This window comes from Pseudomonas sp. C8002 (genome assembly GCF_013385765.1).
GTDB lineage: Bacteria > Pseudomonadota > Gammaproteobacteria > Pseudomonadales > Pseudomonadaceae > Aquipseudomonas.
The window spans coordinates 389,050-403,838 of record NZ_JACAPJ010000012.1; the positions used below are offsets into that span (position 1 = coordinate 389,050).

The window sequence follows — 14,789 nt, forward strand, 5'->3', positions numbered from 1 at the left end:
TTGCTCCCGCTGGACTGCGCAGCAGTCCCAGTCTTTTTAAACAAAGATCAGGGCCGCTTCGCGCCCCAGCCGGAGCAAGCTCCCTCGCCACATGACGATGTATGCTGTTAGCTGATTTGTTTCAAGTCGAGGCTGTAATGGCCTCGATCTGTGTCTGGCGCCGATTGCGACCGGACAGCAATAGCCTGATGAAGGACTGACGTTTCCCATGTTGACCATCGCACTGTCCAAGGGCCGCATCCTTGACGACACTTTGCCGCTTCTGGCTGAAGCGGGCATCGTGCCGACCGAGAATCCGGACAAGAGCCGCAAGCTGATCATCCCCACGACCCAGGACGACGTTCGCCTGCTGATCGTGCGTGCCACCGATGTGCCAACTTACGTTGAACATGGCGCGGCCGACCTCGGCGTCGCTGGCAAAGACGTGTTGATGGAATATGGCGGCCAGGGCCTGTACGAGCCGCTGGACCTGCGTATCGCCCTGTGCAAGCTGATGACCGCCGGCCGCGTCGGTGACGTCGAGCCTAAAGGCCGCCTGCGGGTGGCGACCAAGTTCGTCAACGTTGCCAAGCGTTACTACGCCGAGCAAGGCCGCCAGGTCGACATCATCAAGCTTTACGGCTCGATGGAGCTGGCACCGCTGATCGGCCTGGCCGACAAGATCATCGACGTGGTCGACACCGGCAACACCCTGCGTGCCAACGGCCTGGAGCCCCAGGACTTTATCGCCGACATCAGCTCCCGGCTGATCGTCAACAAAGCTTCGATGAAAATGCAGCACGCCCGTATCCAGGCGTTGATCGACACCCTGCGCAAGGCAGTGGAGTCTCGACACCGCGGTTGACTCACCCGCGCGGCCCCAAGCCGCGCCCGTCTATCCGCCTCATAGCCAGAATTCTCAGGTGCCCAAGCGGATCGACTGCTAACTTTCGGCGCCTGAGCATTTTTGCCATTCCTATGAGGCCCTCGCTATGACCACGTCCACTGCAATTGCCCGACTCAACGCTGCCGACCCGGATTTCGCCCATCATCTGGATCATCTGCTGAGCTGGGAAAGCGTGTCCGACGATTCGGTCAACCAGCGGGTGCTCGACATCATCAAGGCCGTGCGCGAGCGCGGTGACGCGGCGCTGGTTGATTTTACCCGGCAGTTCGATGGCCTGGACGTCGCCTCCATGGCCGACCTGATCCTGCCCCGCGAACGCCTGGAACTGGCCTTGACCCGCATCACCGCGCCCCAGCGCGAAGCCCTGGAAGTGGCGGCCGCGCGGGTGCGCAGCTACCACGAGAAACAGAAACAGGATTCCTGGAGCTACACCGAGGCCGACGGCACCGTACTGGGCCAGAAGGTCACGCCGCTGGACCGTGCCGGCCTGTACGTGCCGGGCGGCAAAGCGTCGTACCCGTCCTCGGTACTGATGAACGCGATTCCGGCCAAGGTGGCCGGCGTGACCGAAGTGGTCATGGTGGTGCCTACCCCGCGCGGCGAAATCAACGAACTGGTGCTGGCAGCGGCCTGCATCGCGGGCGTTGATCGCGTGTTCACCATCGGTGGCGCCCAAGCGGTAGCGGCCCTGGCCTACGGCACCGAAAGCGTGCCGAAGGTCGACAAGGTGGTTGGCCCGGGCAACATCTACGTGGCCACGGCCAAGCGCCATGTATTTGGCCAGGTCGGCATCGACATGATCGCCGGCCCTTCGGAAATCCTCGTGGTGTGTGACGGCCAGACCGACCCGGACTGGATCGCCATGGACCTGTTCTCCCAGGCCGAGCACGACGAAGACGCCCAGGCGATCCTGGTCAGCCCGGACGCCGAATTCCTGGACAAGGTCGCCGCCAGCATCGCCAAGCTGCTGCCGACCATGGAGCGCGCCGAGATCATCGAGAAGTCGATCAATGGCCGTGGCGCCCTGATCCTGGTCCGCGACATGGAGCAGGCCATCGAAGTGGCCAACCGTATCGCCCCGGAACACCTGGAGTTATCCGTCGCCGACCCACAAGCCTGGCTGCCGCTGATTCGCCACGCCGGCGCGATCTTCATGGGCCGCCACACCAGCGAAGCCCTGGGCGACTACTGCGCAGGTCCCAATCACGTGCTGCCCACGTCGGGCACTGCGCGGTTCTCCTCGCCGCTGGGCGTATATGACTTCCAGAAGCGCTCGTCGATCATCTTCTGCTCGCCAGAGGGCGCGTCGGAGTTGGGCAAGACCGCTTCCGTGCTGGCCCGTGGCGAGTCGCTGACCGCCCACGCCCGCAGCGCCGAATACCGCATCGTTGACGATAAGCAGGGGAACTGAAACATGAGCAAATTCTGGAGCCCGCTCGTCAAGGATCTCGTGCCTTACGTGCCCGGTGAGCAACCGAAGCTGACCAAGCTGGTAAAACTCAACACCAATGAAAACCCCTACGGCCCATCGCCCAAGGCGCTGGCTGCCATGCAGGCCGAGCTGAACGACAACCTGCGTTTGTACCCGGACCCCAACAGCGACCTGCTCAAGCAGGCGGTGGCCAAGTACTACGGGATCGACGCGGGCAAGGTGTTCCTCGGCAACGGCTCCGATGAAGTCCTGGCGCACATCTTCCACGGTTTGTTCCAGCACGACCTGCCGCTGCTGTTCCCGGACATCAGCTACAGCTTCTACCCGGTGTACTGCGGCCTGTACCGCATTGCCTTCGACGCAGTGCCGCTGGATGAACAGTTCCAGATCCGCGTGTCGGACTACGCCAGGCCCAACGGCGGGATCATCTTCCCGAACCCGAACGCGCCGACCGGTTGCGTGATGGCGCTGGACGCCGTGGAGCAAATCCTCAAGGCCAGCCCGGACTCGGTGGTGGTGGTCGATGAAGCCTATATCGACTTCGGCGGCGAGACCGCCATCAGCCTGGTGGACCGTTACCCGAACCTGCTGGTGACCCAGACCCTCTCCAAGTCGCGCTCCCTGGCCGGTTTGCGGGTGGGCCTGGCCGTGGGCCACCCGGACCTGATCGAGGCGCTGGAGCGGGTCAAGAACAGCTTCAACTCCTACCCGCTGGACCGTCTGGCGATTGTCGGCGCGGCCGCCGCTTTTGAAGACCGCGAATACTTCCGGAACACCTGCAAGTTGGTGATCGATAGCCGTGAAAAGCTGGTGGCGCAACTGCAGGCCAAGGGGTTTGAAGTACTGCCGTCGGCGGCCAACTTCATCTTTGCCCGGCATCCAGGGCACGACGCTGCCGGGCTGGCGGCCAAGGTGCGGGAGCAGGGGGTGATTGTGCGGCACTTCAAGCAGGAGCGGATTGCCCAGTTCCTGCGGATCAGTATTGGCACGCCGGAGCAGAACCAGGCGCTGATCGATGCGTTGGGCGAGCTGTAAGCCACACTGAAACTCAAAAAATGTGGGAGCGGGCTTGCTCGCGAATGCGGTGGTTCAGTCACTGATGTGCTGAATGACACACTGCATTCGCGAGCAAGCCCGCTCCCACACTGGTTTTGCGTTGGCAGTTAGATCAGCGGCTCATCCGGCTTCCTGTTCTTCCAGCCGTCATTGCCCGGCAGCAGCAGATTCAACGCAATCGCTACCACCGCACACAGGGCGATGCCCTTCAGGCCAAAGTCATCCGGGCCAGTGCCGGTGCCTACCAACACACCGCCAATCCCGAACACCAGGGTCACCGACACAATCACCAGGTTGCGCGCTTCGCCAAGGTCGATCTTGTGGCGGATCAGGGTGTTCATCCCCACTGCGGCAATCGAGCCGAACAGCAGGCACAGAATACCGCCCATTACCGGGACTGGAATGCTCTGCAGCAGCGCGCCGAACTTGCCGATAAACGCCAGGCTGATGGCAAATACCGCCGCCCAGGTCATGATCTTCGGGTTGTAGTTCTTGGTCAGCATCACCGCGCCCGTCACTTCCGCGTAGGTCGTGTTGGGCGGGCCGCCGAACAGGCCGGCAGCGGTGGTGGCGATCCCGTCACCCAGCAGGGTGCGGTGCAGGCCAGGCTTCTTCAGGTAGTCGCGACCGGTCACGCTGCCCACCGCAATCACACCACCGATGTGTTCGATCGCCGGGGCCAGGGCCACCGGGACGATAAACAGGATCGCCTGCCAGTTGAATTCCGGCGCGGTGAAGTGGGGCAGGGCGAACCACGGTGCGGCGGCGATCTTCGCGGTGTCGACTACGCCGAAGTAGAACGACATAGCGAAACCCACCAGCACGCCGGAGATGATCGGCACCAGGCGGAAAATGCCTTTGCCGAACACCGCCACGATCAACGTGGTCAGCAGCGCCGGCATCGAGATCAGCATGGCGGTCTGGTAGTGGATCAACTCGCTGCCGTCACCGGCCTTGCCCATCGCCATATTGGCCGCAATCGGCGCCATGGCCAGGCCAATGGAAATGATCACCGGCCCGATCACCACCGGCGGCAGCAGCCGGTCGATGAAACCGGTGCCCTTGATCTTCACGGCCAGGCCCAGGAAGGTGTAAACGAAGCCGGCCGCCATCACGCCGCCCATGGTCGCCGCGAGGCCGAACTGGCCCTTGGCGAGAATGATCGGGGTGATAAACGCAAAGCTCGACGCCAGGAACACCGGTACCTGGCGCCCGGTGACGACCTGGAACAACAAGGTGCCCAAGCCTGCGGTGAACAGGGCGACGTTTGGATCGAGACCGGTGATCAGCGGCATCAACACCAGCGCGCCAAATGCTACGAAGAGCATCTGTGCGCCAGACAGGATCTGGCGCCAAAGCGGGTCGTTGAACTCATCCTGCATGGTCACGCGTCCTTCTGCTTGGTACCGAAGATCTTGTCGCCGGCATCGCCCAGGCCCGGGATGATGTAGCCATGTTCATTCAGGCGTTCATCGATGGATGCGGTGTAGATCAACACGTCCGGGTGGGCTTTCTCGACGGCGGCGATGCCTTCGGGAGCGGCCACCAGCACCATGGCGCGGATGTCCTTGCAACCGGCTTTTTTCAGCAGGTCGATGGTGGCAACCATGGAGCTGCCGGTGGCGAGCATCGGGTCGATGATCATCGCCAGGCGCTCGTCGATTTCCGGTACCAGTTTTTCCAGGTAGGTGTGGGCCTGCAGCGTCTCTTCGTTGCGGGCCACGCCTACGGCGCTGACCTTGGCACCCGGGATCAGGCTGAGCACGCCTTCGAGCATGCCGATACCGGCACGCAGGATCGGCACCACGGTAATCTTCTTGCCGGCGATTTTCTCGACCTGGACGGGACCACACCAACCGGCGATCTCGTAGTTTTCCAGGGGCAGGTCTTTGGTCGCCTCGTAGGTGAGCAGCGCTCCGACTTCCTGAGCAAGCTCACGGAAGTTCTTCGTGCTAATGTCGGCGCGGCGCATAAGGCCGAGTTTATGTCGGATCAGCGGATGGCGGATCTCACGGATGGGCATGGGGAAAGGCTCCGGCGGCGGGCAAAAAAACCGGCCTAGATTAATCTATCCGAGGGTGTTGTCCTATAGACATCTAGTACGTTAGTCCATTAAGGCTTGAACGTTGCGCCTCACATGCGTACCTTTGCCCGCTTTTCTTGCCACAGCACCCCCTTGGAGAGCGCCATGTCCGCTGATCTCGAGCATATCCGTCAAATCATGCGCGAGGCTGACTGCCTGTACACCGAAGCGCAAGTCGAAGAGGCCATCGCCAAGGTCGGCGCGCACATCTCCCGTGAAATGGCCGACACCAACCCGGTGGTCTTTTGCGTGATGAACGGTGGCCTGATTTTCGCCGGTAAATTGCTCACCCACCTGCAATTCCCGCTGGAAGCGTCCTACCTGCACGCCACTCGCTATCGCAATGAAACCAGTGGCGGCGACCTGTTCTGGAAAGCCAAGCCGGAAGTCTCGTTCATCGACCGCGACGTGCTGATCATCGACGACATCCTCGACGAAGGTCACACCCTGGGCGCGATCATCGACTTCTGCAAACACGCCGGCGCGCGCAAGGTGCACACTGCCGTGCTGATCGACAAGGACCACGACCGCAAGGCCCGTCCGGACCTGAAAGCCGATTACGTGGGCCTGCCGTGCATTGACCGTTACATCTTCGGTTACGGCATGGACTACAAAGGCTACTGGCGCAACGCCAATGGGATCTACGCCGTCAAAGGGATGTAAGCGGGATTCAGGCGCAGGGTTGTCATGCTATCGTGCTTGGCCCCTGCGTCTGGAGCTGTTCATGAGCCTGTTGATTCGCACCTGCGCCGCCCTGGCGCTGACCCTCAGTTTGCCCCTGGCGGCTGCTCCGGCGCCGCTGCACAGCCAATTCCTGCCGCCCGACGACCTGACCCTGCGCGCCGAAACCCCGGACCAGCAGCAATTGCTGCAAGTCACCGAGTATTCGGTGGTGGTGGGTAACCAGCGCCAATCCACCCAGCAGCCGATCCCGGTGACCTCGCCGTTGATGATCCGCCTCAAGGGCAAGTCCCTGAACAAAGGCGCGACCATCGCCCAGGTGATCCTCAACTTTGATGCTGAAAGCAAAAGCCTGAAAAAGCCGGTGTTCGACGACAAAAGCAAAACCCTGACCTTGTCGTATCCGGTGACCCAGTATCGGGTGATCGTCGACTTGTTGCGCAATGACACGGTCTATGTGCAATTCCTCACTTACGCCAACGGCCATATCTGGGCCGATTTGCACACCGGGGCGGTGCGCGCCAAATAATCCAGCCGACGCGCATTCGGCGGTGTAAATACAGTCAATGTGGGAGCTGGCTTGCCTGCGATAGCGGTGGGTCCGTTGGCCCATCTGTTACTGATGCACCGCTATCGCAGGCAAGCCGGCTCCCACATTGGTTCGCGTAGCTTTCGAAGCCGCTGTGCCGCAGGTAAACTGCTTTTCCCGTGTAAATGTCTGCAGGCTGGAGTCGGTAATGCGTAAAGATAAGAAACAGGTGATTGGTGATGAAATCGGCGACGAGCAAATCAAGCTGTTCCTGGATTTCGAGCCGGTAGACGCCACTTCGCCGTCCCTGCACAAACTGATCAAGGCCTACCGCGGCCTGCGTATCGACGACTTCGAACGCTTCCTGGTTTTCTTCAAGGAAGCCGGCCTGGACCTCGATGGCAAGGACGAGCATGGCCTGACCTTCGTTGAAGTGATCAAGGACCAGCGCAACGCCGCCGAGTACATCGAGCTGATCGAACAAGCTCGCGGCTGATTGTTGCGGACGAAAAAAAACGCCCCGTTAGGGGCGTTTTTCGTTCCCACGCTCTGCGTGGGAATGCATCAACTGACGCTCTGCGTCACGACGCTCAAGCGTAGCTTTCGGTCTCGCTGCTCTGCTCAACCAGTTCCAGGCTGATGTTGTTCTGCGTGTTGATCTTGCGATACAGCTCGGCATCGGTCTCCAGGACCTTTTCCCGAGCCGGGAAGATCTCGTGCAGCTTGGCGGCCCACTCACCGGCCGCTTTCGTCGGGAAGCAGCGTTCGATCAGTTCCAGCATGATCGACACGGTCACCGAAGCACCTGGAGACGCGCCGAGCAGGGCGGCCAGCGAACCGTCCTTGGCCGCAACCAGTTCGGTACCGAATTGCAGCACGCCGCCTTTCTTCGGGTCTTTCTTGATGATCTGCACCCGTTGGCCGGCCACTTCCAGGCGCCAGTCTTCGGCTTTTGCCTCAGGGTAGAAGCGACGCAGGGATTCCAGGCGCTGCTCCATGGACTGGCGCACCTCGCTGACCAGGTACTTGGTCAGGTCCATGTTGTCCCGGGCCACGGCCAGCATCGGGCCGATGTTGCCGGCACGAATCGACATGGGCAGGTCAAGGAACGAGCCGTGCTTGAGGAACTTGGTGGTGAAACCGGCGTATGGCCCGAACAGCAGGGATTTCTTGCCGTCGACCACACGGGTGTCGAGGTGCGGCACCGACATCGGTGGCGAACCCACGGCCGCCTGGCTGTAGACCTTGGCCTGGTGGTGCTTGACCACTTCCGGGTTGTCGCAACGCAGCCACTGGCCGCTGACCGGGAAGCCGCCGAAGCCCTTGCTTTCCTCGATGCCCGAGGCTTGCAACAGCGGCAGGGCCGCGCCACCGGCGCCGAGGAACACAAACTTGGCGTCCACATCACGGGAGTTGCCGCTGTTGACGTCCTTGATGCTCACGGTCCAGCCGGCGCCGTTGCGCTTGAGGCCGGTGACGCGCTTGCTGTACTTGACCTGGGCATCCGGGGCGCTGGTCAGGTGCGAGAGCAACTGGTTGGTCAGGGCGCCGAAGTTGACGTCGGTGCCGTTCATCACGCGGGTGGCGGCGATTTTTTCGTCCAGCGGGCGGCCGGGCATCATCAGCGGCATCCACTCGGCCATCTCGCTGCGGTCTTCGGTGTAGTGCATGTCCGAGAACGCGTGGTGCTGGCTGAGGGTTTCAAAACGCTTCTTGAGGAACGACACGCCTTTCTCGCCCTGTACGAAGCTCAGGTGCGGCACGGGGCTGATAAAGGATTTGGACGAGCCAAAGGTGCCTTTCTTGGTCAGGTAGGCCCAGAACTGCTTCGACACCTCGAATTGGGTGTTGATGTGCACGGCTTTCTTGATGTCGATGGAGCCGTCGGCGGCCTGCGGTGTGTAGTTCAGCTCACACAGCCCGGCGTGGCCGGTACCGGCGTTGTTCCACGGGTTGGAACTTTCCGCGGCACCCGAATCCATCAGCTCAACGACTTCCAGCTTGAGGCCGGGGTCGAGCTCTTTGAGCAGTACGGCGAGGGTGGCACTCATGATGCCCGCACCTACCAGTACTACGTCGACTGCTTCGTTATGCGCCATTTAACGCGTCTCCAAAATCTGCAGCACCAAATTGACGGCATGGCTGCCAGGAGTGACGGGGCGGTTCACGTGATGCCCCAGGTTACCCATGGCCAGGATCGCCATGTCCGATTCTTCGCAATTTATCGCAAGCGGACGCTGCCGACCGGGCCTGATCTGCGTATGAACGCATTTAAGGGCGCCTGTGGCAATTCGACTTATGGTCAAGCTCGTCCGATCGTGCAACCAAATCCGTAGCGGACAGGCTTCAAGCTCCGGTTCTTGAGGAGTGCTCGGTCCTGTGTGGTGGGGCTGTTCCAGACGCTGATGGTGCTTGTACAAACGCAAAACTATTCATTTGCTCGCCACACTCTTGTGAAGTTGTGAAAACCCGTTTTTTTCACGCTCTTTTGAAGACGTGAACCTCAAAAAAGGGCTGCCCCAGCCTGGCACCTGGCCCGAAATCACTGCCGGCAAGCGGCAAAACGGGCAAACAACTCAAGTGGCCGAGCGCATGGCAGCTCTGGCAGATTCGGGTAAAGACGATGGTTTGCAGAGAAAACAGCAAGCTCGCCAGCTTCACACGATCTGTGTGGGCGGCTCTCTGTGGGCGGTGCGGGGGAGCTAATACAAGTGCATTAGCGATGCTGCGAGGCCCGATCAGGAGACGTCCTTATAATCGGGGGGAGATTGTAGCGAAGAAATGCGCGCAAATGGACGTGTTTAATGACTTTTATTAGCAGTCTGGTCAGGAGGCCAACGCGTGCCGTGCCTGTGGCTGCGAAACCCGGGGGCTGACGCGCGCGCTGGCGGGCAGCGGACGGTGCATCCAGCTCAGGCGGGTCTCTTCGACTTCGACCCAGCCTTCACCGACGGGCGGCAGGCTGCACTGCTTGAAAGCCTGGCAGCAGCCTTGGGCGTCGAGCAGGGCGAAGTGGCGATGGCTGGCGTGGGAAAAGAACAAAGATTTGAGAAGGCGCATGGCTGTGTACCCGGTTCGTTACATGCTGCGAAGGTTGGCAGTCTGGCATGACATTGAGGTGACGGTTCTGTGTGAAAATTGTAATTTCGCCGACAGTTCAGGCGCCGTTCAGGAATTCTGGTGAGTGGCGAGCGCTCACCGTTATACTGGCGCCCTGTTTGCATCTAGTCCTGGAGAAATGAGTATGTTGCAACGCCTGTTGTTCGGTTTGATCACTGTGACCAGTTTGACCCTGGTTGGCTGCGCCCACAGCCCGCAACAACTCAGCCCGCAACCGAAAATCACCACCCAGCTGGCGCCTGTCGGCCATGGCCAGCCGGTGTCGGTGCGTGTGGTTGACGGTCGTCCGTCGCCGACCCTCGGCACCCGTGGCGGCCTGTACCCGGAAACCAGTGCCATTACGGTGACCGGTGCGGACGTGCTGCCCAAGCTGCAAGCCCAGGCCGAAGCGGCCGTGCGCCTGTTGGGCTTCACCCCTTCCAACTCGCCAGGTGCGCCACAACTGACCATCACCCTGGCCGAGCTGAAGTATCAGTCGCCCAAGGAAGGCCTGTACGTGACTGAAGCCACCATCGGCGCGACCTTCAAGTCCGACGTGACTGCCGGTACCCGTCGCTACAGCGGCCGTTACGGCGCATCCCTGGACCAGCGCTTCGGCATGGCGCCGAACCAGGAAACCAACACCAAGCTGGTCAGCGACGTGTTGAGCGATGCCCTGACGCGCCTGTTCAAGGACCCGAGCATCGGTTCGCTGCTCAGCTCGCAGTAACCGTCAGGCGGGCGCGGAGCGCCCCAGTCGGCATTCCTTTGCGGCGCGTGGGAACGATCAAAAAACCGGGCTCATCACTGAGCCCGGTTTTTTTACGCCTGCCGTTTTCATGCAGCCGTTTCGACATAAAAGTCCAGCACACTCACGCCAGTGAGCAAGTCCAGCTCCGGCAGGTCGGCATGTTGATGCCCGCCGAGGGCGCAATACACCAGCCAGTGGCGGTCCTGCACATTGAACGCGAGGCCGCCCACCAGGGCCTCTTGCTCATCACTTGGGGCAATCAGATACAGCCGATCCTGGTTCTGCGCGTGCAACATGACAAGCTCCCGGGCTTTCGAAGGGCCACAGAGTGGCTTGTTAAGGTGACGTTCAGGTGACGCTGTAAATTACTGGATACATTAGCCGTCAATGGGGAAGGAGTAATGACGCGCAGGCGGCGCATATCATTCAGGTTTGTATCTGGATTGATACCAAGACACTGATACATCGAGGTTTGCGATGTCGCTGACCGCACTACTGCTCAATTCCCTTGCCCTGTTACTGGCCTGCCCGGCGGCATGGCTGCTGTTTGTCACGCGCCTGCATGAACAGCGCGCGATGGCCCGCCTTGCCGCGCAAAGCGAACTGCGTGCCATTGATCAGCCGATGCTGTATCTGGACGTGTTGACGCAGCGTACCTATCGCCTGTTCTACCGGTTGGGGTTTGCCTGTCTGGGGCTGGCGTTGCTGGTGTCCTTTCTTAGTACCCGATTGTAGGAACACCCTAAAAACAACTGTGGGAGCGGGCTCGCTCGCGAAAGCGCGGTGTCAGTCAATACATGATTGGCTGATCCACCGCCTTCGCGAGCAAGCCCGCTCCCACATTGGGTTTGCGCTGTTGCTGGTACCGGGTTACAGGGCAATCCCGGCCTTGACCCGGTACTGATTCCTCACCGGCGTCGCGTATTGCAACACCAGATACGGCCGATGCTCGGCCGGGCACGCATTCAAGCGCCGCTCCCACTCTGCCTTTGCCTTGGCCAACTCGTCCGCCGGGAATACCTCGGCTGCGGTCGGTACCTGCAATTGCGGATCGGCATCGCTCCATTGGGCGTACGCCAGGTAATGCACCGGGAACAACCGATACCCACCCAGGATCTGCCGGTCCATTTCGATCGCCAACAGCTTGGTGTCTTCGAACGCCTCGGTGATCGGCGGCGCGAAGTTGACGTGTACCCGGCCCTTGTAGCCGGTGATGCCCAGGGCGATGCTCACGTCATCTTCCCCCGGCGCCTTGCTGTAGGTGCCGGTGGTGGCGCGGATGTACAGCTCGCGGGCCTTGGCTGCGTCGCACGGGTCGTATTCGTAGCTGATGGACACCGGCGTCAGGTTCAGTGACTGGATGACTTCGGCGAACGGCTCGTCCTTGCGGCTCATGTGGAACATCTTGAGGATCGCCGACTCGGTGCGATCATCCCCATCCTTGGCGCGGCCTTCGGCCTGGGCGATCCAGATCGACTGGCAGTCGTTGCGAATCGAATGGTTGATGTAGGCCGACAGCAACTGATAGGCCGCCATCTTCTCTTTGCGCCCGGTGATCGAGCGGTGCACGATGAAACTCTTGTTCAGGCGCATCAGGTCGCTGACAAACGGCTTCTGCAGCAGGTTGTCGCCGATGGCGATGCGCGGCGTCGGCAGGCCGGCGTGGTACACGGCGTAGTTGACGAAGGCCGGGTCCATCACGATGTCGCGGTGGTTGGCCAGGAATAGGTAGGCGCTGCCGGACTTGAACTGCTCCACGCCGGTATAGGTCACGCCGTCGGTTGCCCGCTCGATGGTGTGGTCGACGTAAAACTCGACTTTGTCCTGCAGCGTGGCCACGGTGGTGACGCCGGCGAACTCACGGCGCAGTTTATGAGCGATCATCGGCTTGAGCAGCCAGCCGAAGGCGCCGGCAAAGCGCGGGAAGCGAAAGTGGGTCAGGATGTCCAGAAAGGCCTTGTCACTGAACAGTCGGGCCAGCACTGCCGGGACTTCGCTGTCGTTGTAAGGTCGGATGGTATCGAATTCGCCCATCATGCTCTCTTGTTAGAAACGGCTAGGGTAAGTAAAGGTTTGGAACAATAAATATCAGGGCGTGGTCCGGGCAATTGACCGGGACGAAAAATAGCCCTGTAAATAGACCGGCGATTATACGCACAAGTCACCTTGGAGACCGCGATGGAAGAGGAGTCGTACGAATGTCCTTATTGTGGGGAGGTTGTCACGGCGTTACTGGACCTGTCCGGGGGTGATCAGGAATATATAGAAGACTGCCCGGTGTGCTGCCGGCCCATTGTTTTCGAGCTGCAGGTTCATGACGACGAATGGATGCTCAACGTGCGCAGCGAGAACGAATAAAGGTACGCCCATGCAGCGAATCTACGAGCCGGAAAACCTGATGGAAGGCGAGCTGCTGCAAGGCATGCTCGAAAGCGAGGGCATCACCGCGCACCTGGTGGGGCGCGATTTGCTCGGGGGTACCGGCGAACTGCCGATCTATGGCCTGCTGGCGCTGGCGGTGGAGAACGACCAGGCCGCCTACGCCCGCGAGCTGATCACCGCCTACAACGGTGCGCAACCACTGCCCGGTGATGAACCCGACAGCTTTCCCGACGTGCTGGTCTGTTAGGCTGTCGGCCGGTTTCTCCAAGAGTCGTGTTGCCCCATGTGTGGACGTTATGCCCTGTTTCGCTGGAACCCCGCGTTTGCTGCCTTGCCGGGCTTCCCGGCCGACCAGCAGGCCCAGTGGAACATCTCTCCCAATGACTCGGTGCTGATCCAGCGCCTGAGCGACGGCCAGCACACCCTGGCGCGGGCGCGCTGGGGCCTGACGCCGCCCTGGCTGACCGATCTCTCTCGTACACCGGCCCATGCCCGGGCGGAAACCCTTGCCGAACAGCCGATGTTTCGCGAAGCGTTTCGTCAGCGCCGCTGCCTGCTGCCGGCCAATGGTTTCTACGAATGGCGCGGCACCCAGCGCAAGCGCCCGTACTGGCTGACGCCGGGGGAGGGCAGCACGCTGTTCTTTGCGGCGATCTGGGAGGCGTATCCGGTGCAGGAGCAGGTTTGGTTGAGTACGGCGGTGGTGACCCAGGCGGCGCAGAGTCAGCGCCGACCGTTGATTCTGGATGCGGCGGGGCAGGCAGCCTGGCTGAACCCCGAGACGCCGCTGCACACCTTGCAGGCCTTGTTGGCCAGTGAACCCACCGCGTTGCGCGAGCGGGTGCTGGCCAATATGGTCAACGATCCGAAGCTGAATGGACCGGAGTGCCTGACGCCGGGTTGAGCGTTGTGTTGAATCGGCCGGCCTCTTCGCGAGCAAGCCCGCTCCCACATTTGATTGCATTTCAACTGAAGGAATGCGATCGAATGTGGGAGCGGGCTTGCTCGCGAAGGCGCCCGAAAGGGCGCCGCTTGACTCAAACCTTGAACTGATTGATCAACCGCCGCTGCTGCTCCGCCAGCTTGGTCAGGTCTGCGCTGGCCGCGCTCGACTCATCCGCTCCGCCGGCCACTTCATTGGCCACCTGTCCGATATTGATCACGTTACGGTTAATGTCCTCGGCCACCGCGCTCTGTTCCTCGGCGGCGCTGGCGATCTGGGTGTTCATGTCGTTGATCACCGACACCGCCCGGGTAATGGTCTCCAGCGCCTGAGCCGCCTTGGCCGCATGTTGCACGCTTTCATCGGTGCGGTTCTGGCTGTCTTCCATCACCCGCACCACGTCGCGGGTGCCCTGCTGCAGTTGCTGGATCATGGCCTGGATTTCTTCGGTAGCCTTCTGGGTCTTCTGCGCCAGGTTGCGCACCTCGTCGGCCACCACCGCAAACCCGCGCCCTTGCTCACCGGCCCGTGCTGCTTCGATTGCCGCGTTGAGCGCCAGCAGGTTGGTCTGCTCGGCAATCCCGCGAATCGCCGTGAGGATGGCATCGATGTTCTCGCTGTCCTTGGCCAGCGCCTGCACCACACCGACCGCCTTGCCGATTTCCTCGGCGAGGGCGCCGATGGAGGTGGAGGTGTCGCGCACAATCTGCATGCCCTGGCTCGCCGCTTGATCAGCGTGGCTGGCGGCCTGTGCGGCCTGGGTGGCGTTGCGCGCCACGTCCTGTGCGGTCGCGGTCATCTCGTGCACGGCGGTAGCCACCTGGTCGATCTCGACCATTTGCTTGTGCACGCCCTGGTTGGTGCGAATCGCAATGTCGGCGGTGTGCTCCGACGAGTCGCTGACCTTCTGCACCGAACTCACCACCTGGGTAATCATCCCCTGCAAC

At 61.3% G+C, this 14,789-nt stretch carries 18 protein-coding genes; 11 read left to right on the forward strand and 7 right to left on the reverse strand.

The genetic code is table 11. The annotated features are described in order from the left end of the window. Nucleotides 1-208 precede the first annotated feature (208 nt). The 3 genes from hisG to hisC all read left to right on the forward strand — a co-directional run bounded on the left by hisG (nt 209) and on the right by hisC (nt 3,353). Nucleotides 209-844: an ATP phosphoribosyltransferase gene (gene hisG / locus HX814_RS19595; RefSeq protein WP_003188599.1), complete on the forward strand. Its 636-nt coding sequence runs from the start codon at nt 209-211 to the stop codon at nt 842-844. Between the two features lie 127 nt (nt 845-971). Further along, nucleotides 972-2,297, forward strand: a complete 1,326-nt coding sequence (gene hisD / locus HX814_RS19600; RefSeq protein ID WP_008434283.1) for a histidinol dehydrogenase — start codon at nt 972-974, stop codon at nt 2,295-2,297. 3 nt (nt 2,298-2,300) lie between these two features. Further along, nucleotides 2,301-3,353, forward strand: coding sequence for a histidinol-phosphate transaminase (hisC, locus tag HX814_RS19605; protein WP_003216145.1), 1,053 nt, complete (start codon nt 2,301-2,303; stop codon nt 3,351-3,353). A gap of 128 nt (nt 3,354-3,481) precedes the next feature. Here hisC and HX814_RS19610 read toward each other — a convergent pair whose 3' ends face one another. Both HX814_RS19610 and upp read right to left on the reverse strand, forming a co-directional pair. After that, on the reverse strand, nt 3,482-4,756 hold the full coding sequence (locus HX814_RS19610; protein ID WP_087692860.1) for a uracil-xanthine permease family protein: 1,275 nt from the start codon (nt 4,754-4,756) through the stop codon (nt 3,482-3,484). A 2-nt stretch (nt 4,757-4,758) separates the two neighbouring features. Next, on the reverse strand, nt 4,759-5,397 hold the full coding sequence (upp, locus tag HX814_RS19615; RefSeq protein WP_003216149.1) for a uracil phosphoribosyltransferase: 639 nt from the start codon (nt 5,395-5,397) through the stop codon (nt 4,759-4,761). A 165-nt stretch (nt 5,398-5,562) separates the two neighbouring features. On the opposite strand from upp, the gene HX814_RS19620 reads away from it, so the two are divergent. The 3 genes from HX814_RS19620 (at nt 5,563) to HX814_RS19630 (ending at nt 7,163) form a co-directional block, all read left to right on the forward strand. Next, nucleotides 5,563-6,120: a hypoxanthine-guanine phosphoribosyltransferase gene (locus HX814_RS19620; RefSeq protein ID WP_003216150.1), complete on the forward strand. Its 558-nt coding sequence runs from the start codon at nt 5,563-5,565 to the stop codon at nt 6,118-6,120. 61 nt (nt 6,121-6,181) lie between these two features. Continuing rightward, nucleotides 6,182-6,667, forward strand: a complete 486-nt coding sequence (locus HX814_RS19625; protein ID WP_008434279.1) for a hypothetical protein — start codon at nt 6,182-6,184, stop codon at nt 6,665-6,667. A gap of 208 nt (nt 6,668-6,875) precedes the next feature. After that, nucleotides 6,876-7,163: a PA4642 family protein gene (locus HX814_RS19630; protein WP_003216153.1), complete on the forward strand. Its 288-nt coding sequence runs from the start codon at nt 6,876-6,878 to the stop codon at nt 7,161-7,163. Nucleotides 7,164-7,257: 94 nt separating this feature from the next. On the opposite strand, the gene mqo is transcribed toward HX814_RS19630, so the two are convergent. Both mqo and HX814_RS19640 read right to left on the reverse strand, forming a co-directional pair. Next, a complete protein-coding gene (gene mqo / locus HX814_RS19635; protein WP_003216154.1) occupies nt 7,258-8,766 on the reverse strand; it encodes a malate dehydrogenase (quinone) in 1,509 nt (502 codons plus the stop codon). A 727-nt stretch (nt 8,767-9,493) separates the two neighbouring features. Beyond that, nucleotides 9,494-9,727 carry a hypothetical protein gene (locus tag HX814_RS19640; protein ID WP_003216156.1) on the reverse strand — a complete coding sequence of 78 codons (234 nt, stop codon included), beginning with the start codon at nt 9,725-9,727 and terminating at the stop codon, nt 9,494-9,496. A 184-nt stretch (nt 9,728-9,911) separates the two neighbouring features. Between HX814_RS19640 and HX814_RS19645 the strand changes: the two genes are divergently transcribed. Then, entirely contained in the window at nt 9,912-10,496 is a 585-nt protein-coding gene (locus HX814_RS19645; protein WP_003216157.1) for a YajG family lipoprotein, read from the forward strand. Between the two features lie 107 nt (nt 10,497-10,603). Here the strand turns inward: HX814_RS19645 and HX814_RS19650 are convergent, their stop codons facing one another. Continuing rightward, complete coding sequence (locus HX814_RS19650; protein ID WP_008434269.1) at nt 10,604-10,813, reverse strand: hypothetical protein; 210 nt, start codon at nt 10,811-10,813, stop codon at nt 10,604-10,606. A gap of 181 nt (nt 10,814-10,994) precedes the next feature. On the opposite strand from HX814_RS19650, the gene HX814_RS19655 reads away from it, so the two are divergent. Beyond that, nucleotides 10,995-11,252, forward strand: coding sequence for a hypothetical protein (locus HX814_RS19655; RefSeq protein WP_003216159.1), 258 nt, complete (start codon nt 10,995-10,997; stop codon nt 11,250-11,252). A 135-nt stretch (nt 11,253-11,387) separates the two neighbouring features. Here the strand turns inward: HX814_RS19655 and HX814_RS19660 are convergent, their stop codons facing one another. Then, nucleotides 11,388-12,551: a 1-acyl-sn-glycerol-3-phosphate acyltransferase gene (locus HX814_RS19660; RefSeq protein WP_029615884.1), complete on the reverse strand. Its 1,164-nt coding sequence runs from the start codon at nt 12,549-12,551 to the stop codon at nt 11,388-11,390. 144 nt (nt 12,552-12,695) lie between these two features. On the opposite strand from HX814_RS19660, the gene HX814_RS19665 reads away from it, so the two are divergent. Genes HX814_RS19665 through HX814_RS19675 form a run of 3 tightly spaced genes read left to right on the forward strand, consistent with a single transcriptional unit; the run spans nt 12,696 to nt 13,803 of the window. Next, on the forward strand, nt 12,696-12,875 hold the full coding sequence (locus HX814_RS19665) for a CPXCG motif-containing cysteine-rich protein (RefSeq protein ID WP_177008734.1): 180 nt from the start codon (nt 12,696-12,698) through the stop codon (nt 12,873-12,875). Nucleotides 12,876-12,885: 10 nt separating this feature from the next. After that, a complete protein-coding gene (locus HX814_RS19670) occupies nt 12,886-13,146 on the forward strand; it encodes a putative signal transducing protein (RefSeq protein WP_017477710.1) in 261 nt (86 codons plus the stop codon). A gap of 36 nt (nt 13,147-13,182) precedes the next feature. Further along, the gene (locus HX814_RS19675; RefSeq protein ID WP_003216163.1) at nt 13,183-13,803 is read left to right on the forward strand and encodes an SOS response-associated peptidase; all 621 of its coding nucleotides are present in this window, start codon (nt 13,183-13,185) and stop codon (nt 13,801-13,803) included. Nucleotides 13,804-13,936: 133 nt separating this feature from the next. On the opposite strand, the gene HX814_RS31735 is transcribed toward HX814_RS19675, so the two are convergent. Continuing rightward, nucleotides 13,937-14,779, reverse strand: a complete 843-nt coding sequence (locus tag HX814_RS31735) for a methyl-accepting chemotaxis protein (protein WP_371318529.1) — start codon at nt 14,777-14,779, stop codon at nt 13,937-13,939. Nucleotides 14,780-14,789 lie beyond the last annotated feature (10 nt).